The sequence below is a fragment of the Streptomyces sp. NBC_00344 genome (genome assembly GCF_036088315.1).
GTDB lineage: Bacteria > Actinomycetota > Actinomycetes > Streptomycetales > Streptomycetaceae > Streptomyces.
In genome coordinates this window covers 1,632,501-1,656,437 of record NZ_CP107996.1, presented here as the reverse complement: position 1 = coordinate 1,656,437, position 23,937 = coordinate 1,632,501, and the positions used below count along the sequence as shown (strand labels likewise).

20 protein-coding genes are annotated in these 23,937 nt (G+C 68.0%); 9 read left to right on the top strand and 11 right to left on the bottom strand.

Translation table 11 applies throughout. The annotated features are described in order from the left end of the window. Positions 1–34: 34 nt before the first annotated feature. On the top strand, positions 35–988 hold the full coding sequence (locus OHS16_RS07295) for a bifunctional riboflavin kinase/FAD synthetase (protein ID WP_328540746.1): 954 nt from the start codon (positions 35–37) through the stop codon (positions 986–988). A gap of 187 nt (positions 989–1,175) precedes the next feature. Here the strand turns inward: OHS16_RS07295 and OHS16_RS07290 are convergent, their stop codons facing one another. The 9 genes from OHS16_RS07290 to ctaD all read right to left on the bottom strand — a co-directional run bounded on the left by OHS16_RS07290 (position 1,176) and on the right by ctaD (position 13,484). Continuing rightward, positions 1,176–2,183, bottom strand: a complete 1,008-nt coding sequence (locus OHS16_RS07290; RefSeq protein ID WP_328536357.1) for an ABC transporter ATP-binding protein — start codon at positions 2,181–2,183, stop codon at positions 1,176–1,178. Beyond that, complete coding sequence (locus tag OHS16_RS07285; RefSeq protein ID WP_328536356.1) at positions 2,180–3,193, bottom strand: ABC transporter ATP-binding protein; 1,014 nt, start codon at positions 3,191–3,193, stop codon at positions 2,180–2,182. The genes OHS16_RS07290 and OHS16_RS07285 overlap by 4 nt, the downstream gene beginning before the upstream one ends. Next, the gene (locus OHS16_RS07280) at positions 3,190–4,095 is read right to left on the bottom strand and encodes an ABC transporter permease (RefSeq protein WP_328536355.1); all 906 of its coding nucleotides are present in this window, start codon (positions 4,093–4,095) and stop codon (positions 3,190–3,192) included. Before OHS16_RS07280 ends, OHS16_RS07285 begins: the two co-directional genes overlap by 4 nt. Beyond that, positions 4,092–5,162 carry an ABC transporter permease gene (locus OHS16_RS07275; RefSeq protein ID WP_328536354.1) on the bottom strand — a complete coding sequence of 357 codons (1,071 nt, stop codon included), beginning with the start codon at positions 5,160–5,162 and terminating at the stop codon, positions 4,092–4,094. The genes OHS16_RS07280 and OHS16_RS07275 overlap by 4 nt, the downstream gene beginning before the upstream one ends. Before the next feature lie 3 nt (positions 5,163–5,165). Beyond that, on the bottom strand, positions 5,166–7,034 hold the full coding sequence (locus OHS16_RS07270; protein WP_328536353.1) for an ABC transporter substrate-binding protein: 1,869 nt from the start codon (positions 7,032–7,034) through the stop codon (positions 5,166–5,168). A gap of 179 nt (positions 7,035–7,213) precedes the next feature. After that, positions 7,214–10,513 carry an SCO5717 family growth-regulating ATPase gene (locus OHS16_RS07265; RefSeq protein ID WP_328536352.1) on the bottom strand — a complete coding sequence of 1,100 codons (3,300 nt, stop codon included), beginning with the start codon at positions 10,511–10,513 and terminating at the stop codon, positions 7,214–7,216. 299 nt (positions 10,514–10,812) lie between these two features. Further along, complete coding sequence (locus tag OHS16_RS07260) at positions 10,813–11,115, bottom strand: DUF397 domain-containing protein (protein ID WP_328536351.1); 303 nt, start codon at positions 11,113–11,115, stop codon at positions 10,813–10,815. A gap of 268 nt (positions 11,116–11,383) precedes the next feature. Next, positions 11,384–11,725 (bottom strand): hypothetical protein, encoded by a 342-nt coding sequence (locus OHS16_RS07255; RefSeq protein ID WP_328536350.1) that lies wholly within the window; start codon positions 11,723–11,725, stop codon positions 11,384–11,386. 28 nt (positions 11,726–11,753) lie between these two features. Beyond that, on the bottom strand, positions 11,754–13,484 hold the full coding sequence (gene ctaD, locus OHS16_RS07250; protein ID WP_328536349.1) for an aa3-type cytochrome oxidase subunit I: 1,731 nt from the start codon (positions 13,482–13,484) through the stop codon (positions 11,754–11,756). A 271-nt stretch (positions 13,485–13,755) separates the two neighbouring features. Between ctaD and rpsO the strand changes: the two genes are divergently transcribed. The 5 genes from rpsO to OHS16_RS07225 all read left to right on the top strand — a co-directional run bounded on the left by rpsO (position 13,756) and on the right by OHS16_RS07225 (position 19,164). Beyond that, a complete protein-coding gene (rpsO, locus tag OHS16_RS07245) occupies positions 13,756–14,046 on the top strand; it encodes a 30S ribosomal protein S15 (RefSeq protein WP_250297433.1) in 291 nt (96 codons plus the stop codon). A gap of 292 nt (positions 14,047–14,338) precedes the next feature. Then, complete coding sequence (locus tag OHS16_RS07240) at positions 14,339–16,552, top strand: polyribonucleotide nucleotidyltransferase (RefSeq protein WP_328540745.1); 2,214 nt, start codon at positions 14,339–14,341, stop codon at positions 16,550–16,552. After that, positions 16,549–17,928 (top strand): M16 family metallopeptidase, encoded by a 1,380-nt coding sequence (locus OHS16_RS07235; protein ID WP_328536348.1) that lies wholly within the window; start codon positions 16,549–16,551, stop codon positions 17,926–17,928. Before OHS16_RS07240 ends, OHS16_RS07235 begins: the two co-directional genes overlap by 4 nt. Positions 17,929–17,947: 19 nt before the next feature. Further along, positions 17,948–18,703, top strand: a complete 756-nt coding sequence (dapB, locus tag OHS16_RS07230; protein WP_328536347.1) for a 4-hydroxy-tetrahydrodipicolinate reductase — start codon at positions 17,948–17,950, stop codon at positions 18,701–18,703. An 8-nt stretch (positions 18,704–18,711) separates the two neighbouring features. Beyond that, the gene (locus OHS16_RS07225) at positions 18,712–19,164 is read left to right on the top strand and encodes a hypothetical protein (protein ID WP_328536346.1); all 453 of its coding nucleotides are present in this window, start codon (positions 18,712–18,714) and stop codon (positions 19,162–19,164) included. Positions 19,165–19,182: 18 nt separating this feature from the next. Here the strand turns inward: OHS16_RS07225 and OHS16_RS07220 are convergent, their stop codons facing one another. Together OHS16_RS07220 and OHS16_RS07215 are read right to left on the bottom strand one after the other, a co-directional pair. Then, a complete protein-coding gene (locus tag OHS16_RS07220; protein WP_328536345.1) occupies positions 19,183–19,743 on the bottom strand; it encodes a hypothetical protein in 561 nt (186 codons plus the stop codon). Positions 19,744–19,837: 94 nt separating this feature from the next. After that, the gene (locus tag OHS16_RS07215; RefSeq protein WP_328536344.1) at positions 19,838–20,077 is read right to left on the bottom strand and encodes a hypothetical protein; all 240 of its coding nucleotides are present in this window, start codon (positions 20,075–20,077) and stop codon (positions 19,838–19,840) included. A gap of 208 nt (positions 20,078–20,285) precedes the next feature. Between OHS16_RS07215 and thyX the strand changes: the two genes are divergently transcribed. The 3 genes from thyX (at position 20,286) to OHS16_RS07200 (ending at position 23,901) form a co-directional block, all read left to right on the top strand. Next, on the top strand, positions 20,286–21,026 hold the full coding sequence (thyX, locus tag OHS16_RS07210) for an FAD-dependent thymidylate synthase (RefSeq protein WP_328536343.1): 741 nt from the start codon (positions 20,286–20,288) through the stop codon (positions 21,024–21,026). Between the two features lie 179 nt (positions 21,027–21,205). Continuing rightward, positions 21,206–22,105: a 4-hydroxy-tetrahydrodipicolinate synthase gene (gene dapA, locus OHS16_RS07205; protein WP_328536342.1), complete on the top strand. Its 900-nt coding sequence runs from the start codon at positions 21,206–21,208 to the stop codon at positions 22,103–22,105. A 110-nt stretch (positions 22,106–22,215) separates the two neighbouring features. After that, positions 22,216–23,901: a ribonuclease J gene (locus OHS16_RS07200; RefSeq protein WP_328536341.1), complete on the top strand. Its 1,686-nt coding sequence runs from the start codon at positions 22,216–22,218 to the stop codon at positions 23,899–23,901. The last annotated feature ends 36 nt before the right edge of the window (positions 23,902–23,937 follow it).

Genomic DNA, 23,937 nt, shown 5'->3' with positions numbered 1-23,937 from the left:
CATGTATACGGGTTCGGGCGAGGAGCGGGTCTCAGTGCAGCGCTGGCGTGGCTTGGAGGACATTCCCCAGGACTGGGGACGCAGCGTCGTCACCATCGGCTCGTACGACGGCGTGCACCGTGGCCACCAACTGATCATCGGGCGCACCGTGGAGCGCGCCCGCGAGCTCGGTGTGCCGTCCGTCGTGGTCACTTTCGACCCGCACCCCAGTGAAGTCGTCCGCCCCGGCAGTCATCCGCCGCTGCTCGCACCGCACCACCGGCGCGCGGAGCTGATGGCAGGACTCGGCGTGGACGCTCAGCTGGTCCTCCCGTTCACCGCGGATTTCTCGAAGCTGTCGCCCGCCGACTTCATCGTGAAGGTCCTGGTGGACAAGTTGCACGCGCGGACAGTGATCGAGGGCCCCAACTTCCGCTTCGGCCACCGGGCGGCAGGCAACGTCGCGGTGCTGGCCGAGTACGGCACGTCCTACGACTACGAGACCGAGGTCGTCGACCTCTCGGTGAGCGGCGAGGCGGGCGGCGGCGAGCCGTTCTCCTCCACCCTGACCCGCCGGCTGGTCGCCGAGGGCGACATGACGGGCGCGGCGGAGATCCTGGGCCGCCCGCACCGTGTCGAGGGCGTGGTGGTGCGCGGAGCGCAGCGCGGTCGTGAACTGGGCTTCCCCACAGCGAACGTCGAGACCCTGCCGCACACCGCCATTCCGGTGGACGGTGTCTACGCGGGGTGGCTGACCGCGGACGGCGAACGGATGCCGGCCGCGATCTCGATCGGTTCCAACCCGCAGTTCAACGGCACCGAACGCACGGTGGAGGCCTACGCGATCGACCGCGTCGGCCTTGATCTGTACGGGATGCATGCCGCCGTCGACTTCCTGGCGTATGTGCGGGGCATGGAGAAGTTCGATTCGATCGAGGCGCTGCTGGTGGCCATCGCCGACGACGTGAAGCGCTCCACCGCTCTGATCCAGGCGTACGAGCAGAGCTGAGGCCGCCCCCGCCGGGCCCCGCTCGTCCGTCGCCAGGACTGCGTGACGGGATCCGTCACGCAGGGCCAGGCGTCCTCCCGGCCACCGCGGGCGGCCGGTCGGCGAGTGGGGCGGCGCCCGGGCGCCCGGCTCCGCAGGTCCCGGCCGTGATGCCCGGCGCGACGGACACAGCCTGCCGGGAGGGGCACTAGGAGGCGGGAACCGTCCCGGTGGTCCGCAGGGCCGCGGCCCAGTGACAGGCCACCTGGGCGTCCGCGCCGCCGCTCGGGAGGACCGGCAGGTCCTCCCTGCGGCAGGCGTCCGCAACCCCCGCGCGCTCCGCCTCGCCCGAGGCGAGAATCTGGCAGCGGACGTGGAACCGGCAGCCCGCAGGCACCCGGGAAGGGTCCGGCGGTTCACCGGTGAGCACCACAGGATCGCCCTCCGCGTCCGGCATGACCGACAACAGGGCTTTCGTATAAGGATGCTGAGGCGTCGTCAGGATCTGGTCCACCTCACCTGTCTCGACGATCCGGCCGAGATACATCACAGCGACCCGGTCGGCGATGTTCCAGGCCAGTCCCAGGTCATGGGTGACGACCAGGGCCGAAAGCCCCAGCTCGTCCCGCAGTCTCAGCAGCAGGGCGAGGATCTCCCCGCGTACCGAGGCGTCCAGCGAGGCCACCGGCTCATCGGCCACGATCAGTTCGGGCTCCAGGACCAGCGCACCCGCGATCACGACCCGCTGGCGCTGGCCTCCCGACAACTCGTGCGGATAGCGGAGGAAGAAACGCTCGGGCGGCCGCAGCCCGGCCCGCGACAGCGCCTCCGCCACCGCGTCCCGTTCGTCGCCCGCGTAGCCGTGGATCCGCAGACCCTCCGCCACCGCGTCGTACACCGTGTGCCGGGGATTGAGTGAACCACTGGGGTCCTGCAGCACCAGCTGGACCCGCTTGCGGTATGCCTTGAGGCCGCGCGAGGAGTAGTCCAGCGGGCGGCCGTCGAAGGTGACCTGGCCCGAAGTCGGCTGGACGAGGCCCAGCATGGAGCGGGCCAGCGTGGTCTTGCCGCACCCCGACTCACCGACCAGCGCGACGATCTCGCCCGGCCTGATGTCGAGATCGACTCCGTCGACGGCGTGCGCCTGTGCACCACCGCGCCGGCCGGGGAAGGTGATCTTCAAGCCGTCCGTGCTGAGCAGGGGGGTGGCGGTCATGACGTGCTCCTTGCTTCCTCGGCGTCCTGGAGGCCGGACGCACCGGCCGCCCGGGGAGCGACGAGCACGCAGGCTGCCCGCCGTTCCGGCCCGGCGTCCCGCAGCGCCTGGTCCTCGGTGGCGCACTCGTCGAGCGCGACCGGGCAGCGCGGATGGAACGTGCAGCCCGTCGGCAGGTCGGCCGGATCCGGCGGGTCGCCCGGCAGACCGCGCGGCGCGCGCCGCGACGCGGCATCCCCGATACGCGGGAAGGCGCCCGAAAGTGCGCGACCGTACGGATGCTCCGCCGCGGCGAAGACCTGTTGCGCGGGGCCCTCCTCGACGATCCGGCCCGCGTACATCACGGCCAGCCGGTCGCAGGTGTCGGAAAGTACCGCCAGGTCGTGACTGATCATCAGCAGACTGATGTCCTGCTGCGCCACCAGGTGCTCGATCAGCCTGAGGATCTGCGCCTGGATCATCACATCGAGAGCAGTGGTCGGCTCATCGGCGACGATCAGCTGGGGATCGCAGGCCAGCGCCATCGCGATCATGACGCGTTGGCGCATACCGCCGGAGAGCTCGTGCGGATAGGCATCGGCCCGGGCCGCGGGCAGCCCGACCTGCTCGAGCAGCGCGCCGGCTCGTTTGCGGGCTGCTGCCTGAGTCGCCTGACGATGCACGAGCAGCGGCTCCGCGATCTGGTCGCCGATCCGGTGCACCGCGTTCAGCGAGTGCATCGCACCCTGGAAGACGATCGAGGCGCCCGCCCAGCGAACGGCCCGCAACCTGCCCCATTTCATGGCGAGGACGTCCTCACCGTCGAGCAGGATCTCACCGGTCAGCTTCGCCGATGCGGGCAGCAGACGCAGCAGCGCCAGCGCCAGGGTCGATTTTCCGCACCCCGATTCACCGGCGATGCCGACCTTCTGCCCGGTTTCCACGGTGAGGTCCACGCCGCGTACGGCGGGGACCGCTGCGGCCCCCGACCCGTAGGTCACATGGAGGTCCTTGATTTCGAGGAGGCTCAACGCGCCACCCCCAGCTTCGGGTTGAGCACGGCCTCGACGGCACGGCCGCAGAGGGTGAAGGAGAGCGCCACCAGAGCGATGGCGATGCCAGGCGGCGCCAGATACCACCAGTGCCCCGAGGACACCGCGCCGGCCTCACGGGCGTCCTGGAGCATGCCGCCCCAGGAGATCACGGTCGGATCGCCGAGACCGAGGAACGCCAGCGTCGCCTCGGTGAGAATGGCATTGGAGATGCCGAGAGTCGTCTGGGCGAGGACCAGTGGCACGACGTTGGGCAGTACATGGCGTGACATGACATGGCTGTGCCCGCCGCCGAGCGCTCTGGCGCGTTCGATGTAAGGACGTGATTCGACGGCGATCGTCTGTGCCCGCACCAACCGGGCAGTGGTCGGCCAGCTGGTCACACCGATCGCCAGGATCACCGTCCAGACGGAGTGGTTCAGCACGGTGGCCAGCACGATCGCCAGCACCAGCGTCGGCATCACGAGGAACCAGTCGGTGATCCGCATGAGGACGGTCGCGAACCCGCCGCCGAAGTGGCCGGCGATGATTCCCACCACGGTCCCGATGGCCACCGAGAGCGCGGCGGCGAGCAGTCCCACGGTGAGCGAGATCCGCGCCCCCCACACGAGCAGGCCGAGCAGGGAACGTCCGAACTGATCCGTACCGAGCGGGAACCGGCCGCTCGGTGACTCCAGTGCCGTACCCGGGGCTTTGGTCACACTCTGCACATCGGCACCGACCAGCAGCGGCGCGGCGATGGCGATCAGCGCGATCAGGACCAGTGCGCAGAGACCGAAGACGCCGGCCCGGTGCGTGCGGTACTGCTGCCAGAAGCGGGCTGCGGAATGCCGCCGTCTGGCCCACGCGAGAGACCCGGCGGTCTGTTGTGCGGTCGTCATCGGCCCACCCTGGGATCGAGCAGCGGATAGAGCAGATCGGCGATCAGGTTCATCACGATCATGGCTCCGGCGAACACCACGAACAGCCCCTGCACCAGCGGCAGATCGGGAACGCTCAGTGCCTGGTAGAAGAGGCCGCCGAGACCGGGCCAGGAGAAGACCGTCTCGACGAGGATCGAGCCGGCCGCCACATGGCCGAAGTTGATGAAGACCATGGTCACGGTGGGCAGCAGCGCGTTGGGGACCGCGTGACGCCGGCGTACGAGATCGTCGCGCAGCCCCTTGGCCCGGGCGGTCGTCAGATAGTCGCTGCCCATCTCGTCGAGCAGCGACGAGCGCATCACCAGCAGCGTCTGGGCGTATCCGACTGCGACCAGGGTGATGACGGGCAGCACCATGTGGTGGGCCACATCGGTGATGTGCGCGAAGCCGGTCAGGCCGCCGGATTCCATGCCCCCGGTGGGGAACATGCCTGGAACCGGGCCGATCCCGACGGAGAACACGATGATCAGCAGCAGTCCCAGCCAGAAGGACGGCACCGACCAGAGCGTCAGCGCCACTCCTGTGTTGACCCTGTCCCCGAGCCCGCCGTGGCCCCAGGCGGAGCGGGTACCGAGCCAGAGGCCGAGGGCGGAGTAGACGACCACGGCGACTCCGGTGAGCAGCAGGGTCGCGGGTACCTTCTGCGTGATCAGATCGCCGACGGGCGCGTGGAACTGGTAGGAGGTGCCCAGATCTCCGCTCAGCGCCTTGGTGCAGTACTCGGTGAACTGCCTCCACACCGGGAGGTCCAGTCCCAGCTGCTGCCGCAGATGCGCCAGCTGCGCCGGGGACACCGGGTGACCGTGTGTCATGGTGCGGACGGGATCACCGGGAATGATCCGGAACAGGAAGAAACTGGTGACCAGCACGGCGAGCAGGGAGACGACGGCGCCGCCCAGCTTGCCCGCCACATAGGTGAGGTACGCGGTCGCGTTACGGGTGCGAGGGCCGGACGGCCCGGTCTTGACCTGGACCGGGCCGTCCGCCGCACCCTCCGCGAGCGGAGTGGTGCTTGCAGCGCTCATGAACTATTCACGGTCTTCCGCGGTGGAACGGCGGCGCAGGGCGACGAAGCCTCCGAGCCCGATGACGATGACGGCCGCGACGATGCCGATGATGAGTCCTGTCGAGGAACTCGACGACTTGGCGGTGCTGCTGTTCGCCGGGACCGCGGACCACCAGCTCCAGTAGCCGTCCTGACCCCAGATGTTGCCCGCCGCCTCGGGCATCGTCTCGATCGACTTGATCTGGTCGGTACGGTACGCCTCGACGGCGTTCGGATACGCCATGACATTCATGTATCCGGTGTCGTAGAGCCGCGATTCCATCTGCTTGACCAGGTCGGCCCGGGTTGCCGGGTTGTACTCGGCGGCCTGCTTGGCGTAGAGCTGGTCGAACTTCTTGTCGCAGATGAAGTTGTCGGTCGCGCCGGTGTCCTTGGGCGTGCCGGGCAGCGCGGCACAGGTGTGAATGGACAGGACATAGTCCGGGTCCGGGTTGACCGAGTAGCCGTCGAAGGCCAGGTCGTACTCGCCGGCCAGCCAGGGGTCGGAGACGTTGTCCAGGCAGTCGACCTTGAGGCCGATCCCGAGCTTGCTCCACCACTCCTGCAGGTACTTGCCGATGGCCTTGTCGTTCGGGTCGGTGGCATGGCAGAGGAGCCGGAAGTTCAGCGGCTTGCCGTCCTTGCCGAGTCGCTTGCCGCTGCCGTTCTTCTTGTAGCCCGCCTCGTCGAGGAGGTTTGCCGCCCTGGCCGGGTCGTACGACATCTTCTGGTCGGCCGCGGGCTTCCAGAAGTAGTCGGAGAAGCGCGGCGGGATGTACCCCTCGCCCTGGACGGCGTGCCCCTGGAAGACCTTGTCGATGATGGTCTGGGTGTCGGTGGCGGTGAAGAGCGCCTTGCGGACCTTCGGGTCGAGGAGGGCCGGGTTGCCGTCACCGATCTTCTTGCCGTTCTTGGCCTTGGCACCCGGGTTGGTGGCGAGGGCGTAGAAACGGCGGCCGGGCGCATCGTTGACCTTGATGTTCTTCTCGGTCTTGAGCGCGGCGGCCTGGGCCGGGGTGAGGCCCTGGACGAAGGAGACCTCGCCCTTCTCCAGTGCGGCCACGGCGGCGTCGTTGTCCTTGTAGTACTTGAAGTCCAGCTCGTCGAACTTCGGCGTGCCACGCCAGAAGGTCTTGTTGGGCTTGAACTTCAGATACTGGTCGACCTTGTAGTCCGTCAGGATGAACGGCCCGTTGCCGACGATCGGGAACTGCTTGTCGTTGTTGAACTTCGAGAAGTCCCCGACCTTCTCCCAGACATGCTTCGGCACGATCGGCACGTCGAGCGCGGTCATCGTGGCCTGCGGCTTCTTCAGCTCGACGACCAGCGTCTGCGGGTCGGGCGCCGTGACCTTCTTGAAGTTCGCGGTGAAGCTGCCGTTGGCGGTGGCCGCGCCCTGGTCGGTCATCATCTTGTTGAACGTCCAGGCGGCGTCGTCGGCGGTGGCCTGCTGGCCGTCCGACCACGTGGAGTTCTTGCGGATGGTGAAGGTCCAGGTCAGTTTGTCCGGCGAGGCCTTCCAGGCAGTGGCAAGGCCGGGAACGGTGTGCCCGTCCTTGACGTCATAGTTCGTCAGGTAGTCATACATCAGGCGCAGTGCGGTGGTGGACCCCAGTCGGGTGGCCAGAAATGGACTCAGTGAGTCGATGCTCTGGTTGACGGCGACGGTGAGGACCTTCTTACCGCCGGACGAGGCGCCGGACTTGGTCACCGCCGCCTGAGCCTGTTGCGGAGCGGGATTCAACGGGGTCGCGGCCGCTGCCACGAGGGCGAACGCGGCGGCACCGGTGGCCAGAAGCAGTCGGGGGCGTGAGCGGTGCTTGATGGTGCCGGTCGAAACTCTTCTGTCCATGGGGCGTTGACCTCGCGTCAGGGTGAATCATGGAGTCGCCAGCTGGTGAAGCGAAGGTTTATCAGCGGTGGTCCAGAGGTGTCAACGTTCGCCCATACCCCATCTGGGCTGCAGAAATACCAAAAAGGCCCGCACCGTTCGCACGGTGCGGGCCTTCAGTGGTCTATACCTCTATTGCCTTACTGCTGAGGGGCTGGCGGCGGCTGCGGGGGCTGCTGTTGGGGCCAGCTGCCGGGCGGAACGGGACCCTGTGCATCCGGTTGTTCCTGAGTGCCCTGCTGACCAGGCAGGCTCTGCTGAACCGGCTGCTGCCGCCAGCTCTGTCCCTGCTGCGGGTAGTGCTGCGGCGGTTGCTGACCGGCGGGCGGCTGCGGCAGCTGTCCCTGCTGCAGGTAGGGCGGTTGTCCCTGCTGGGGCTGAACGGGGGGCTGCGGTGCCGGTGGCTGCTGCCCGTACGGCTGTTGCGGTGCATGCGGCGGCTGTGGTGCTTGCGGAGCGTACGGCTGTTGCTGCATCCCCGGCATCGGCGGCGCCATGTGCGGCGGCGCCCCCTGGCCGCTGCCGGTCCACAACCCCTGGGCCTGCTGGGCCCGCTGGAAGTCCTCGGCGACCAGCGCCGAGAGGTTGAAGTACGCCTCGCGCGTCTTCGGTCGCATCATGTCCAGATCGACCTCGGCGCCTGCGGACAGATGTTCGTCGAACGGCACGACGACGACCGCGCGGCAACGTGTCTCGAAGTGTTGCACGATGTCGTCGACCTTGATCATCTTTCCGGTCTCGCGGACGCCGGAGATGACGGTGAGCGAACGCGAGACGAGTTCGGCGTAGCCGTGTGCGGAGAGCCAGTCGAGTGTGGTGCTCGCGCTGGACGCACCGTCCACGGACGGCGTGGAGATGATGATCAGCTGGTCGGCGAGATCGAGTACGCCACGCATCGCGCTGTAGAGCAGACCGGTTCCGGAGTCGGTCAGGATGATCGGGTACTGCTTGCCCAGGACGTCGATCGCCCGCCGGTAGTCCTCGTCGTTGAACGTCGTGGAGACCGCCGGGTCCACATCGTTGGCGATGATCTCCAGACCGGACGGCGCCTGCGAGGTGAACCGGCGGATGTCCATGTACGAATGGAGATGCGGGATCGCCTGGACCAGATCGCGGATGGTGGCCCCGGTCTCCCGCCGTACCCGTCGGCCGAGGGTGCCGGCGTCGGGGTTGGCATCGATCGCGAGGATCTTGTCCTGCCGCTCGGTTGCCAGCGTCGCACCCAGCGCGGTCGTCGTGGTGGTCTTGCCCACGCCGCCCTTGAGGCTGATGACGGCGATCCGGTAGCAGGAGAGCACCGGCGTACGAATCAGCTCGAGCTTGCGCTGCCGCTCCGCCTCTTCCTTCTTGCCGCCCAGCTTGAAGCGGGAGGCGCCGACGGGTCCGCTGCGACTGCTCTTCGGCTTCTGCTTGTTGCGGATCAGCCGGTCCGACGAGAGCTCGACGGCAGCGGTATAGCCGAGAGGCGCGCCCGGGACGGAGCGCTCGCGCTGATCGTGTGCGACCGGCTGCGGCCAGGCGTTCCCGGTGCGCGGATCGACCGGTGCCTGGGGCTGCTGTTCCTGCGGGATGCCAGGCTGCTGTCCGTGAGGCGGGCCCTGCAGCGGATCCGGCGCCGCGGACGGCCCCGGGACGGGCGCGCCGGGTTGCGGGAACCCGTATCCGCCGTGCGGCGCCTGGTAGGACTGGGGCGCTTGGGGAGTCTGTGGCTGCGGTGTGGCCGGCGGAAGGGGTGCGGGCTGAGGGAAGCCGTAACCCTGCGGGGGCGACTGCTGCTGCGGGATGTGGGGTGCGGGCTGCTGTTGGGGGAATCCGTATCCGCCGTGCGGTGGCTGGGGCGCCTGCGGTGACTGCGGTGCCTGCTGCTGCGGAAGAGGCAGCGGTTGCGGCTGCGGCTGCTGTGCGGCGGGCGGGGGCTCCTGGGCGGCGGGCGGAGGCTGTTGTCCGTACGGCTGGGACTGCTGCGGGAATCCGTATCCGCTCTGCGGCGGCTGATGAGACTGCGATACCTGCGGTGTCTCAGGTGCCTGCGGCGGCTGCGGCTGCTGAGCCGCGGGCAGGCTGTACGTCGGCTGGGGGAAGCCGTATCCGGGCTGCGGTCCCTGCGGCTGGTGTGACGCGGGGGCAGGCTGATTCGGGACGGGCGCGGCCGGCTGCGGGAAGCCGTAGCCGGGCTGGGGCGAGTGGGGCGGCTGAGGCTGCGGGCTCTCCTGCGCCGGAAGCTGGGATGCCGGGGGCGGGAAGCCGTAACCGCCCTGTTCGCTCTGCGGCGGGGACTGATCGGCGGTGGGTGTGGTCGGCGGCCACTGCGCGGCGGGAGCCGGTGCCGCGGGCTGGAACGCCGGTGGCAGCGGCGGCAGTTCGTGCTGTGGTTGAGCGGGCGGCGCGGGCGACCAGGGCGGGGCCGGGGCGGGCGGTGCGTCCTGCGGTTCCTCTGCTCCTCGGTCACTGCCCGCACCGAGCGGCGGCAGGGAGTCCGAGGGCCGCTCGGTTCCGGGCTGCTGATAGCCGGGCTGTGCGCTCTCCGGCGTGGCGCTCTCGGGTTCTGCGTTCTCAGGTTCTGCGTTCTCAGGTTCTGCGTTCTCGGGCCGTGCGTCCTCGGGGACTGTGTCCGTGACGGCATCGGTGATCAGGAAATCGGTGCCCTCATCGGCGGCAGGTGCATCGGACGCGCCCGTAGCCGACTCGTCGGGCTGCGCCGCGGCGTCCGCTCCCGTCGCGCCGGTAACTCCTGCGCCGTCCTCAGCCGTACCGGAAACGTTTGGCCCCTCGGCCGTCGCAGCGGCCTCGGAGGTGCCGTCGTCGATCCGTGCGGCGACGCCGAAATCGTCGCCCCCGTCCCTCGGTTCGGGGATCCCGATGACGCTCTCCTCATCGGGACGCTCGGGAGCGGGAGCCTCGGCCCGCTCCCGCGCCGCCTTCGCGGCCGCTTCCAGCTTCTCGAATTCCCTCTTCAGCGCGGCCGGGGAGAACTTCATGGTCGCCCCGCTCTCCACGTCGCCACCGCCGAACGCTTCCGCGGCCTTCCCCGGTGCGGGTGCGGGTGCGGGTGCCGGTGCGGGTGCGGGTGCCGGTTCCGCCGCCGGCCCGGGCTCCGGCACGATCTCGGGCTCGGCCGCCGCGGGCGGCGCCGGAGCCCAGTTCGGCTGGAAGCCACCGGTCATCGGCAGGCCGGGCACAGCAGCCGGCCCCCCGACCGGCGGACCGGTCTGAACCGGCGGCGCGGGCGGGGGAGCGGGCGCGGGCGGCGGTGTCCGCTCGGGAGCAGGCGGGGCCGCATCGGCAGCCTGCGCCTGGGCGTCCGACGCGTTCTGCGTGTACCAGGCCGGTGGGGTGTAGTCGATGGTGAACTCACCCGTCGACTCGACGGGCTCCGCGTCGGACTGATCGTCGACGGGTGAGTTCAAGCCCCCGCGGATCTCGTCCCGATCGCTGTTCACAATGCCTCCCGTGTGGTCGAGCACCCTCGTGCCGTACTGGTGGGGGCGACCGTTCCTGGCGTCCGATCCGCCTGGCTCTCCCCGTATGGACGCGAACGACCCGCTCACGGGTTCTGGTGTGCGCCCCGTCCCAGCCTAATCACCTATTCGACCGGCACGGCATGGCGGAGTGCACCAGGAGCAGTGACCTTTACGTCACCCCCGGCGCAAAAGCTGCCCAGTTACGCCACTTCGGCGCAGTCAAAACGGACGGAAAGCGCCAAAAGAGGCTTAACTCCGTCCGTTTGTCTGCTGTTCGACTACTCGGCCGCAGCCGCGGTACCGCCGCTGTGCGGGACCGGCTCCAGGTCGAACTCGCCGTCCCTTGCGCCGAGCACGAAGGCGCGCCACTCGGCCTCGGTGTACCGCAGGACGGTCCCGGGGTCCACGGACGACCGCATGGCCACGGCCCCGTCCGGCAGATGGGCGATCTCGACCCGTTCCTCGTGCTCCGACGTGCCGGGTGCGCTCTTCCACTCGAGACCGGAGATGTCGAGCGCGTAGAGCTCTTCCTTCTCGCGTTCCTTGCGGTCCTTCTCGTCTGCTTCCGTTACCTCAGCCATGGCGGTCCGGTCCCTTCCCGACGTACGAACGAGCTGTTCACCCACCCTACTTGGGCGGTTCCCGCCTGCTCACGGCTTGGCCTGAGGGCAGTCCCGCAATCCCTGGCGGGCGCACGACGACAGCTACGGCACCCCGCTGGGTTGTCGGAACGCCCGAATACATCCAGTATGCGGACGCCCCTCAGCCTGCGATGCACCGCATCTGACGCCGCGCGATGATCGATCAGGGATTACGGGGCGGCCCTCGGACGCACCACGCGCCGGCTGTTCAGCGGGTGAGGTACTCGATCGCGGTGCAGGTGCCCCCCGCCGCGCCGACGGCCATGACGGTCGCGGCCACACAGCGCCTGCGCAGCTGGAGATACCGAGCCGTGTACTCCTCGCGCAGCGATGCGGCACGGTCGGAGATCCGGACGAGCATCGCCCGGGAGGCGGCTGTCCGCTCGGCGGTGTAGACCTGCTCCACCTCCTCGCGCTGGGCGGTGGTCAGCCAGGGAAGCTGCTCGGCGAAGGCCACCGCCTGACGTCTCGCCCCCTCGACCTCCGCGTTCCACAGCAGGTATCCCTCGATCCGCACCAGCCCCTGCGCGATGTCTCCGTCGGATCCCACGCCAGTTCCTTCCTCGCGGACACGGCCGTCACTGCTGTTTGTCCCCGGGAGCCACGACCGCGGAGCGGGCCGGACGATTGGCCGTTTCGTCGAGGACCGCGATCGCCGGGTGGTGCAGGTCGAAGGCCGGGGACTCGGAACGGACCCGTGGGAGGGTGGTGAAGTTGTGCCGCGGCGGCGGGCACGATGTCGCCCATTCGAGTGAACGGCCGTAGCCCCAGGGGTCGTCGACCTCGACCTTCTTGCCGTACTTGGCGGTCTTCCAGACGTTGTAGAGGAACGGCAGGATCGACAGGCCCAGCAGGAAGGCGCTGATGCTGGAGAAGGTGTTGAGGGCGGTGAAGCCGTCAGCCGCGAGGTAGTCCACGTAACGCCGCGGCATGCCCTCGACACCGAGCCAGTGCTGCACCAGGAAGGTGCCGTGGAAGCCCACGAACAGCGTCCAGAAGGTGATCTTGCCAAGCCGCTCGTCCAGCATCTTCCCGGTGAACTTCGGCCACCAGAAGTGGAATCCGGCGAACATCGCGAAGACCACGGTTCCGAAGACCACGTAGTGGAAGTGCGCCACGACGAAGTACGAGTCCGACACGTGGAAGTCCATCGGCGGCGAGGCCAGGATGACGCCGGTCAGACCACCGAAGAGGAACGTCACCAGAAAGCCGACCGACCAGAGCATCGGTGTCTCGAAGGACAGCGAGCCCTTCCACATCGTGCCGATCCAGTTGAAGAACTTCACCCCGGTCGGCACCGCGATCAGGAACGTCATGAAGGAGAAAAACGGCAGCAGCACACCACCCGTGACGAACATGTGGTGGGCCCACACCGTCGCCGAGAGGCCGGCGATGGCGATCGTCGCGCCGATCAGCCCCACATATCCGAAGATCGGTTTGCGGCTGAAGACCGGGATGATCTCGGAGACGATCCCGAAGAACGGCAGCGCGATGATGTACACCTCTGGATGGCCGAAGAACCAGAAGAGGTGTTGCCACAGCAACGCGCCGCCGTTCGACGCATCGAACACATGGGCGCCGAACTTGCGGTCCGCCTCCAGCGCGAAGAGCGCCCCGGCCAGGACGGGGAAGGCCAGCAGGACCAGCACACCGGTCAGCAGGACGTTCCACACGAAGATCGGCATCCGGAACATCGTCATGCCGGGCGCGCGCATGCAGACGATCGTGGTGATGAAGTTGACCGAGCCCAGGATGGTGCCGAAACCGTTGAACGCCAGGCCCATGATCCACAGGTCGGCGCCGACCCCTGGTGAGTGCGCCGTGCTGGTCAGCGGGGAGTAGGCGAACCAGCCGAAGTCGGCCGCGCCCTGCGGGGTGAGGAAACCGCCGACCACGATGAGTGAGCCGAAGAGGTAGAGCCAGTAGGCGAACATGTTCAGCCGCGGGAACGCCACGTCGGGCGCGCCGATCTGCAGCGGCATGATCCAGTTGGCGAATCCGGCGAAGAGCGGCGTCGCGAACATCAGCAGCATGAGCGTGCCGTGCATCGTGAACGCCTGGTTGTACTGCTCGTCCGACACGATCTGGATGCCGGGACGGGCCAGCTCGGCCCGCATCACCAGTGCCAGCACACCGCCGATGCAGAAGAACGCGAACGACGTGACCAGATACATCGTCCCGATCGTCTTATGATCGGTGGTGGTGGCCCAGGACACGATGATCGCGCCCGGCCGTCGACCATGGGCCGGTACCTCATTCGCGTAGGCTTCTTCGGCCTCGGCCGAACCTTCGGTGGCCCTCGTCGTCACAGCGACGCTCCTCCTGATCGATGCGCCCGGAACAAGGAGGAGCATGGCGCAGCCCCGGCCGCGCAGCCCCGATCCTGCGGGTGTCCGGCGCGTCGCTGTGCGCCGTTCGGGTGTACGGAAAGACTGGTACGCTGTGTGACGGCCGTTTGTGTACGCGCCTCCGGATTCCCGGAGGCTGCGCCCAGCGGATCCCCGCCTCCCGAGTTACGGAAGCTCCCCAGAGAATTCGACCTGGGGCACTCGGTGGCCTGAAGACTCACGAGGAGTAGACGTGTCGCTCGACGCCGCTACGAAGAAGCAGATCATGACCGAGTTCGGCCAGAAGGAGGGCGACACCGGTTCCCCCGAGGTTCAGGTCGCCATGCTCTCCCGCCGTATCTCGGACCTGACCGAGCACCTGAAGATGCACAAGCACGACCACCACTCCCGCCGGGGTCTGCTGATCCTGGTCGGCCAGCGCCGCCGCCTTCTGCAGTACCTGGCCAAGAAGGACATCCAGCGCTTCCGTGCCCTGGTCGACCGCCTCGGCATCCGCCGCGGTGCGGCCGGCGGCGCCAAGTAAGTACGCCGGTGAAAGAGGGAGCGGGCCCCACTTCCAGGGGACCGCTCCCTTTGCCGTACGTGCCGACGCTGTACGTGCGGAACCAGGGCCCAGCTCAGTAACCTGGGTGTACATCGCGACAGCGAATGAGGAGAAGCGCCCCTCGCCGCCGCCGGTCCTCGGTAGTGGCCCCCGGGAAAATGCCCGGGTGCTTCGATCGAAGACCGGCCCCGCACTCAGGGCGCGCTTCTCCGTACCGTCCTCCGCCACACGGGCGGAAGGACGAAAGACGACGAGTATGGAGAAAACGCTAGTGGAGAACGAGACCCACTACGCCGAGGCCGTTATCGACAACGGAACCTTCGGCACCCGCACCATCCGCTTCGAGACGGGACGCCTGGCCAAGCAGGCCGCCGGTTCCGCCGTGGCGTACCTGGACGACGACACCATGGTGCTGTCGGCCACCACTGCTTCCAAGAAGCCCAAGGACCAGCTCGACTTCTTCCCCCTCACGGTGGACGTCGAGGAGCGGCAGTACGCGGCCGGCAAGATCCCCGGCTCCTTCTTCCGCCGTGAGGGCCGGCCCTCCGAGGACGCGATCCTCACCTGCCGCCTGATCGACCGCCCGCTGCGCCCCTCCTTCAAGAAGGGCCTGCGCAACGAGATCCAGATCGTCGAGACGATCATGGCGCTCAACCCCGACCACCTGTACGACGTGGTCGCGATCAACGCCGCCTCCTGCTCCACGATGCTGGCCGGCCTGCCCTTCTCCGGCCCGATCGGCGGCACCCGTGTCGCCCTGATCAAGGGCCAGTGGGTCGCCTTCCCGACGCACACCGAGCTCGAGGACGCCGTCTTCGACATGGTCGTCGCCGGGCGCGTGCTCGAAGACGGCGATGTCGCGATCATGATGGTCGAGGCCGAGGCCACCGAGAAGACCATCCAGCTCGTCAAGGACGGCGCTGAGGCCCCGACCGAAGAGGTCGTCGCCGCCGGTCTCGAGGCTGCGAAGCCCTTCATCAAGGCACTCTGCAAGGCCCAGTCCGACCTCGCCGCCAAGGCTGCCAAGCCGACCGGTGAGTTCCAGGTCTTCCTCGACTACCAGGACGACGTCCTGGAGGCGCTCACCGCCGCCGTCAGCACCGAGCTCGCCAAGGCGCTCACCATCGCCGGCAAGCAGGAGCGCGAGACCGAGCTGGACCGCATCAAGGAGATCGCCGGCGAGAAGCTGCTCCCGCAGTTCGAGGGCCGCGAGAAGGAGATCTCCGGTGCCTACCGTGCGCTGACCAAGAAGCTGGTCCGCGAGCGGGTCATCAAGGACAAGGTCCGTATCGACGGCCGTGGCGTCACGGACATCCGTACGCTCGCCGCCGAGGTCGAGGCCATCCCGCGGGTGCACGGCTCGGCGCTCTTCGAGCGTGGTGAGACCCAGATCCTCGGTGTCACCACCCTCAACATGCTCCGTATGGAGCAGCAGCTGGACACCCTTTCCCCGGTGACCCGCAAGCGCTACATGCACAACTACAACTTCCCGCCGTACTCCGTCGGTGAGACCGGCCGCGTGGGCTCGCCCAAGCGCCGCGAGATCGGACACGGTGCGCTCGCCGAGCGTGCCCTGGTACCGGTGCTGCCGTCGCGCGAGGAGTTCCCGTACGCGATCCGCCAGGTCTCCGAGGCGCTGGGCTCCAACGGCTCGACGTCCATGGGCTCGGTCTGTGCCTCGACCATGTCGCTGCTGAACGCCGGTGTGCCCCTCAAGGCCGCCGTCGCCGGTATCGCCATGGGCCTCATCTCGCAGGAGATCGACGGCAAGACGCACTACGTCGCCCTCACCGACATCCTCGGTGCGGAGGACGCCTACGGCGACATGGACTTCAAGGTCGCCGGCACCAAGCAGTTCGTGACCGCGCTCCAGCTCGACACCAAGCTCGACGGCATCCCCGCCTCGGTCCTGGCCGCCGCGCTGAAGCAGGCCCGTGACGCCCGCCTCCACATCCTCGATGTGATGAACGAGGCCATCGACGTCCCGGACGAGATGTCCCCGAACGCCCCGCGGATCATCACCGTCAAGATCCCGGTGGACAAGATCGGTGAGGTCATCGGCCCCAAGGGCAAGATGATCAACCAGATCCAGGAGGACACCGGCGCCGACATCACGATCGAGGACGACGGCACCATCTACATCGGTGCCCAGCAGGGCTCGCAGGCCGAGGCCGCGCGCGCCACGATCAACTCGATCGCCAACCCGACCATGCCGGAGGTCGGCGAGCGCTACCTGGGTACGGTCGTCAAGACCACCACCTTCGGTGCGTTCGTGTCGCTGATGCCGGGCAAGGACGGCCTGCTGCACATCTCGCAGATCCGCAAGCTTGCCGGTGGCAAGCGGGTGGAGAACGTCGAGGACGTGCTCGCGGTCGGCTCCAAGGTGCAGGTCGAGATCGGTGAGATCGACTCCCGCGGCAAGCTCTCCCTGGTCCCCGTGATCGAGGGCGAAGAGGACGAGAAGAAGGACGACGCCGACAAGTGACGTCCCGTAGTTCCGTGACGACGGCCCGCACCTCATCGGAGGCGCGGGCCGTCGCCCGTACCCAAACGCTCCTCAAGGGGGAGAACGGCATCGGCACGGTTCGCAGGACCACCCTCCCGGGCGGTCTGCGCATTGTCACCGAGACCCTCCCCTCCGTACGGTCGGCGACCTTCGGGATCTGGGCGAACGTCGGATCACGCGACGAGACGCCGACCCTCAACGGCGCCACCCACTACCTCGAGCACCTCCTCTTCAAGGGCACTGCCAAGCGCAGCGCCCTCGACATCTCCTCCGCGATCGACGCGGTCGGCGGCGAGATGAACGCCTTCACGGCGAAGGAGTACACCTGCTACTACGCACGGGTTCTCGACACCGATCTGCCGCTGGCCATCGACGTCGTCTGCGACATGCTCACCGGTTCGCTGATAGCTCCCGAGGACGTCGACGCCGAACGCGGTGTCATCCTCGAGGAGATCGCGATGACCGAGGACGACCCGGGTGACTGTGTGCACGACCTGTTCGCGCACACCATGCTCGGCGACACCCCCCTCGGCCGCCCCGTTCTCGGCACCGTCGACACCATCAACGCGCTGAACCGCGGCCAGATCGCCCGCTTCTACAAGAAGCACTACGACCCCACGCATCTGGTGGTCGCCGCGGCCGGCAACATCGACCACGCCACCGTCGTACGCCAGGTCCGCAGGGCGTTCGACCGGGCGGGCGCCCTGTCCCGCACGGACGCGGTACCGGTGGCCCCGCGGGAAGGCGCCCGCGCTCTGCGTGCGGCCGGCCGTGTCGAACTGCTGAACCGCAAGACCGAGCAGGCCCATGTCGTTCTCGGAATGCCGGGCCTGGCCCGCACCGACGACAGGCGGTGGGCCATGAGCGTCCTCAACACCGCACTCGGCGGCGGAATGTCCTCACGCCTCTTCCAGGAAATCCGGGAGAAGCGCGGCCTGGCCTACAGCGTGTACTCGTACACCTCCGGCTTCGCCGACTGCGGGCTCTTCGGCGTGTACGCCGGCTGCCGGCCCAACCAGGTGCACGAGGTCCTCAAGATCTGCCGTGCGGAACTCGACAGGGCCGCGTCCGAGGGTCTCACCGATGAGGAGATCCGCCGCGCGATCGGGCAGCTCGCGGGCTCCACGGTGCTCGGTCTGGAGGACACCGGTGCTCTGATGAACCGGATCGGCAAGAGCGAACTGTGCTGGGGCTCCCAGATGTCGGTGGACGAGATGCTGGAGCGGATCGCATCGGTCACCCCGGACGAAGTCCGCTCGGTCGCCCACGACATCCTTGACCACCGGCCCTCGCTGTCCGTCATCGGGCCGCTCAAGGACAAGCAGGCCGACCGCCTCCACGAAGCGGTTTCCTAAGCACGGAGGAAGAACAAGCATGAGCAGCAAGCTGCGCGTGGCGGTACTCGGCGCCGGGGGCCGTATCGGCTCCGAAGCCGCACGGGCCGTGGACACCGCCGACGATCTGGAGCTGGTCGCCGCACTCGACCGCGACGACAAGCTGGAAGCGCTCGCCGCGTCCGGGGCCCAGGTCGCGGTCGATCTGACGCATCCCGAAGCGGTGATGGGCAACCTGGAATTCTGTGTGCGCCACGGAATCCACGGTGTGGTCGGCACCACAGGCTGGACCGACGAACGCCTCGCGCAGCTCCGCGGCTGGCTCGACGCCTCTCCTGGGACCGGTGTGCTCGTTGCCCCGAACTTCTCCATCGGAGCCGTGCTCACCATGACGTTCGCACAGGCGGCAGCCCGTTTCTTCGAGTCCGCCGAGGTCATCGAGCTGCATCACCCGAACAAGGCGGACGCCCCGTCCGGCACCGCTCAGCGCACCGCGCAGCTGATCGCGGCGGCTCGTGAGAAGGCGGGCTGCGCTCCGCAGCCGGATGCGACCAGCAGCGCCATCGACGGCGCTCGCGGTGCCGACATCGACGGCGTGCCGGTGCACTCCGTGCGGCTGCGCGGTCTTCTGGCCCACCAGGAAGTGCTGCTCGGAGGTGAGGGCGAGACCCTCACCATCCGCCATGACTCCCTGCACCACAGCAGCTTCATGCCGGGCATCCTGCTCGGTGTCCGACGCGTGGTCACCGCTCCCGGCCTTACCGTCGGCCTGGAAAACTTCCTCGATCTGAGCTGACGGCGACCATGCGCGCAAAGATCACGTATCTCGTCACGGCAGCCGTCCTGGTCTTCTACTTCGTCCTGGTCGGCAGCCGGGGAGTGCTGCTCATCCAGAACGGCACCCTTCTCACGGTCACCTTCGGCGTCGCCGTACTGATCCTGCCGTTGATCGGCATCTGGTTCCTCTGGAAGAACACCCAGTTCGTCCAGCGGGCCAACCGGCTCGCCGCCGAACTCGACGCCGAAGGGGGACTGCCGGTCGACGAGCTGGTCCGCACCCCCAGTGGCCGTATCGACCGGAACTCCGCCGACGTGGTCTTCGCCCGGCGCAAGGAGGAGACCGAGGACAGCCCGGACGACTGGCGCTGCTGGTTCCGGCTCGCGGTCGCCTATCAGGACGCCCGGGACACCCCTCGTGCCCGTAAGGCGATGCAGCGCGCGATCACGCTGCACGCGGGCCGGCCGGTGAACGTCTGAGGCAGGCCGCTCAGCAGGTCACCGGCGTGCGTACTCCGCGTTCCACGCCTCGATGGTGTCGGCAGCGCGGTCGAAGGCCTCATGACGGGCCAGGAAGTCGGCGTTGTGGTCGGTGAGCAGCGGGGGCAGCTGCTCACCGCCCTGCTGCACCAGCACGAGCGCCTCTCCCTGGACGGTGCGCGGCAGCCCGAGCCAGCGGACCGGCTGCTGGACCGTACGCACGGCCGATGCCCTGCGCCAGGGCACCGTGTGGGTCCTGAAGAAGCCCACTCGTCGTACCCCGTGCTTGCTCACCCAGGTGCCGACACGCAGCAGCCGCAGGGCACAGGCGATGACGGCCAGGCCGAAGCACAGGCACACCACGGCGCCGGACAGCGCACCGGCAAAAGCGATGATCATCGCGGCCAGCAGTATGAAAGAAGCCAGCAGCAGAAGCAGCGCCGCCGCCCCGACCCGCCAGGGGCCGGGGCGGTACGGCCGCCGCCACTGAACGTGGTCGTCGAACGGCAGCGCGACATCGTCGGCATTCTCGGCGGCTGCGCCAAACGCGCGGTCGGCCGTCAGGAAAGGCAGGGGCACGACTGATCCTCACTCACAAGCACGCTCGATTGGCTGTGCCCGGTGAGGCTACCGATGTGATGATCGGCCGACCACCCCAGGGGGGCCGGACGAGTCAGTGTGCGTGAGCCGCCTCGGAATGATGCGTCTGCGCGGGGGACTGGTCCGCTGCCAGCGCAGGCAGCCCGAACAGCAGCGATCCGACGAGACCCGCGACGACGGCGAGCCCGACCAGGGTGCGGCTTGCGAGCTGGGACTTGGTGGGGCGTTGACGGGGCGGCGGTTCGACGTTGCTTCGGAAGTGGTCGGCCTCGGCGACAAATGCGAACGGGACGGCCTCGCGCCGGCGGAACATAAGGGCACTTCTCCTTGGACTCGGTCGTGCTTGTGGATCATCCGGTTCCAGTCTGGTTCCACGAATACAGACGTTCAAAGCTGTCGATCGGTGCCCGTTTGCCACCGATTGGCCAAAGATTTCCGGCCGCAGTCCGTCCGGCCCTCCCTGTCGGTGCGGCGCCGTAGAGTGGGCGCCGCCCGAGCGATGCAACTGGAAGGACCCGCCGGTGAGCGACACTCCCACCTCAGACCCCAAGCCGAGCTTCCGCAGCGACGTCACCGTCGAGCTGGTGAAGCACAGCGCGAGTGACTCCGACGTGCTGTGGGCGGCCCGAGTCTCCACGGCGGGTGAGCAGTCCCTGGAAGAGCTGCAGAAGGACCCTGAGCGTTCCAGGGGTCTGATCAACTACCTGATGCGGGACCGCCACGGCAGCCCCTTCGAGCACAACTCGATGACCTTCTTCATCAGCGCCCCGATCTTCGTCTTCCGTGAGTTCATGCGGCACCGCGTCGGATGGTCCTACAACGAGGAATCGGGCCGGTACAGGGAGCTGGAGCCGGTTTTCTACGTCCCGGGCGAGGACCGGAAGCTGGTGCAGCAGGGGCGCCCCGGCAAGTACGAGTTCGTCGCCGGAACCCCGGCCCAGCAGGCGCTCACCGCGCGGGTGACGGAGGACTCCTACCGCCAGGCGTACGAGGCGTACCAGGAGATGCTGGCCGCCGGTGTGGCGCGAGAGGTGGCCCGTACGGTGCTGCCGGTCGGACTCTTCTCGTCGATGTACGCGACCTGCAATGCCCGGTCGCTGATGCACTTCCTCGGTCTGCGGACCCAGCACGAGCTGGCGAAGACACCCTCGTTCCCGCAGCGCGAGATCGAGATGGTCGGCGAGCGGATGGAAGAGCACTGGTCGAAGCTCATGCCGCTCACCCACGCGGCCTTCAATACCAACGGTCGCGTGGCCCCGTAGGGCACTGGTGTACGGGTCCCTCGCGTGAGGTGTCCGTATTGCACCGTTTGGAGAAGTTCATCTAGGCTGATCAAACGGACCCGGCACTGCTTGAACCCCCGAGCAGGCAGTGCCGGGCTCCGTCACTCCGGCTCCCCCGAGGGCACGCCCCGTACTGAGTACCGAGTAGCGTGGTACCCATGGCTCCGATCTCCACTCCGCAGACCCCCTTCGGGCGGGTCCTCACCGCTATGGTCACGCCCTTCACGGCGGACGGCGCGCTCGACCTCGACGGCGCACAGCGGCTCGCCGCCCATCTGGTGGATGCAGGCAACGACGGCCTGGTCGTCAATGGCACCACCGGCGAGTCCCCGACCACCAGCGACGCGGAGAAAAACAACCTCGTACGGGCCGTACGGGAAGCAGTGGGAGACCGGGCCCATGTCATCGCGGGTGTAGGCACCAACGACACCCGGCACAGTCTTGAGCTGGCCCGCGCGGCCGTGGACGCAGGTGCGCACGGCCTGCTGGCCGTCACGCCGTACTACAACAAGCCGCCGCAGGAGGGTCTGCTCCGGCACTTCACCGCCATCGCCGACGCCACCGAGCTGCCGGTCATGCTCTATGACATTCCGGGCCGCAGCGGCGTCCCGATCAACACCGAGACGATCGTCCGGCTCGCCGAGCACCCGCGGATCGTCGCCAACAAGGACGCCAAGGGAGACCTCGGCCGGGCGAGCTGGGCCATCGCCCGCTCCGGCCTGGCCTGGTACTCGGGCGACGACATGCTCAATCTCCCGCTGTTCTCTGTCGGCGCCTGCGGTTTCGTCTCCGTGGTGGGGCATCTCGTGACACCTGAGCTCCGCGCCCTGCTGGAGGCCTTCCTCGCGGGCGAGGTTCAGAAGGCGACCGAGATCCATCAGCGGCTGCTTCCGGTGTTCACCGGCATGTTCCGTACTCAGGGAGTGATCACCACCAAGGCGGCACTCAGCCTCCAGGGACTGCCTGCCGGCCCGCTGCGTCTTCCCCTGGTGGAGCTCGCACCGGAGGAAACGGCTCAGCTCAAGATCGATCTCGCGGCCGGCGGGGTAGAACTCTGAACACAGACTTCACAACTGAATACGCAAAACCACCCAGACAACAGCAAGTGCACGAATGTCATGCGCGCCACGTGCCTTAGGTACGTGGCGTGTGTGGTGAGGAGAGTCTTTTGAGTCATCCGCATCCCGAACTCGGCGCACCGCCGAAGCTTCCCAAGAACGGCCTGCGCGTCACCCCGCTCGGGGGTCTCGGCGAGATCGGCCGGAACATGACGGTCTTCGAATACGGAGGCCGGCTGCTGATCGTCGACTGCGGCGTGCTCTTCCCCGAGGAGGAGCAGCCGGGCATCGACCTGATCCTGCCGGACTTCACCTCCATCAGGGACCGCCTCGACGACATCGAGGGCATCGTGCTCACGCACGGGCACGAGGACCACATCGGTGGCGTGCCCTATCTGCTGCGGCTCAAGCAGGACATTCCGCTGATCGGCTCCAAGCTGACCCTCGCGCTGATCGAGGCGAAGCTCCAGGAGCACCGGATCCGCCCGTACACCCTTGAAGTGACCGAGGGGCACCGGGAGAGCATCGGTCCGTTCGACTGCGAGTTCGTGGCGGTCAACCACTCCATCCCGGATGCCCTCGCGGTGGCCATCCGCACGCCGGCGGGTATGGCGGTCCACACCGGCGACTTCAAGATGGACCAGTTGCCGCTGGACCGTCGTCTCACGGACCTGCCGACCTTCGCCAAGCTCGGCGAGGAGGGCATCGACCTCCTGCTGGCCGACTCGACCAACGCCGAGGTGCCGGGGTTCGTCCCGCCCGAGCGCGACATCTCGAACGTCCTGCGCACGGTCTTCGCGAACGCCCAGAAGCGCATCATCGTGGCCAGCTTCGCCAGTCACGTGCACCGCATCCAGCAGATTCTCGACGCGGCGCACGAGTACGGACGCCGCGTGGCGTTCGTGGGGCGCTCCATGGTCAGGAACATGGGCATCGCACGTGACCTGGGCTACCTCAAGGTCCCGGCGGGTCTTGTCGTCGACGTCAAGACGCTCGACGATCTTCCGGACGACGAGGTCGTGCTGGTCTGCACCGGCTCGCAGGGCGAACCGATGGCTGCACTCTCCCGGATGGCCAACCGCGACCACCAGATCCGGATCGTCCAGGGCGACACGGTGATTCTGGCGTCCTCGCTCATCCCGGGCAACGAGAACGCGGTCTACCGCGTCATCAACGGCCTGAGCCGCTGGGGCGCCGACGTCGTCCACAAGGGCAACGCGAAGGTCCATGTGTCGGGCCACGCCTCGGCCGGCGAGCTGTTGTACTTCTACAACATCTGCAAGCCGAAGAACCTGATGCCGGTGCACGGCGAATGGCGCCACCTGCGGGCGAACGCCGAGCTCGGCGCGCTGACGGGTGTCCCCAAGGACCACATCGTCATCGCCGAGGACGGCGTGGTGGTCGACCTGATCGACGGCAGGGCCAGGATCGTCGGCAAGGTCCAGGCGGGTTACGTGTACGTCGACGGCCTTTCGGTCGGCGACGTCACGGAGACCTCGCTCAAGGACCGCCGCATCCTCGGTGACGAGGGCATCATCTCGGTCTTCATCGTGGTCGACAGCTCCAGCGGCAAGATCGTGGGCGGCCCGCACATCCAGGCCAGGGGCTCGGGTATCGACGACGCGGCGTTCAGCGCTGTCGTACCCAAGATCGAGGACGCCCTGAACAAGTCCGCCCAGGACGGCGTCCTGGAACCGCACCAGCTCCAGCAGCTCATCCGCCGCACGGTCGGCAAGTGGGTCTCCGACAGCTACCGTCGGCGCCCCATGATCCTTCCCGTCGTCGTCGAGGTCTGACGCGTCGAAGGGAGCGGGGCACCCGATTTGCTTCGG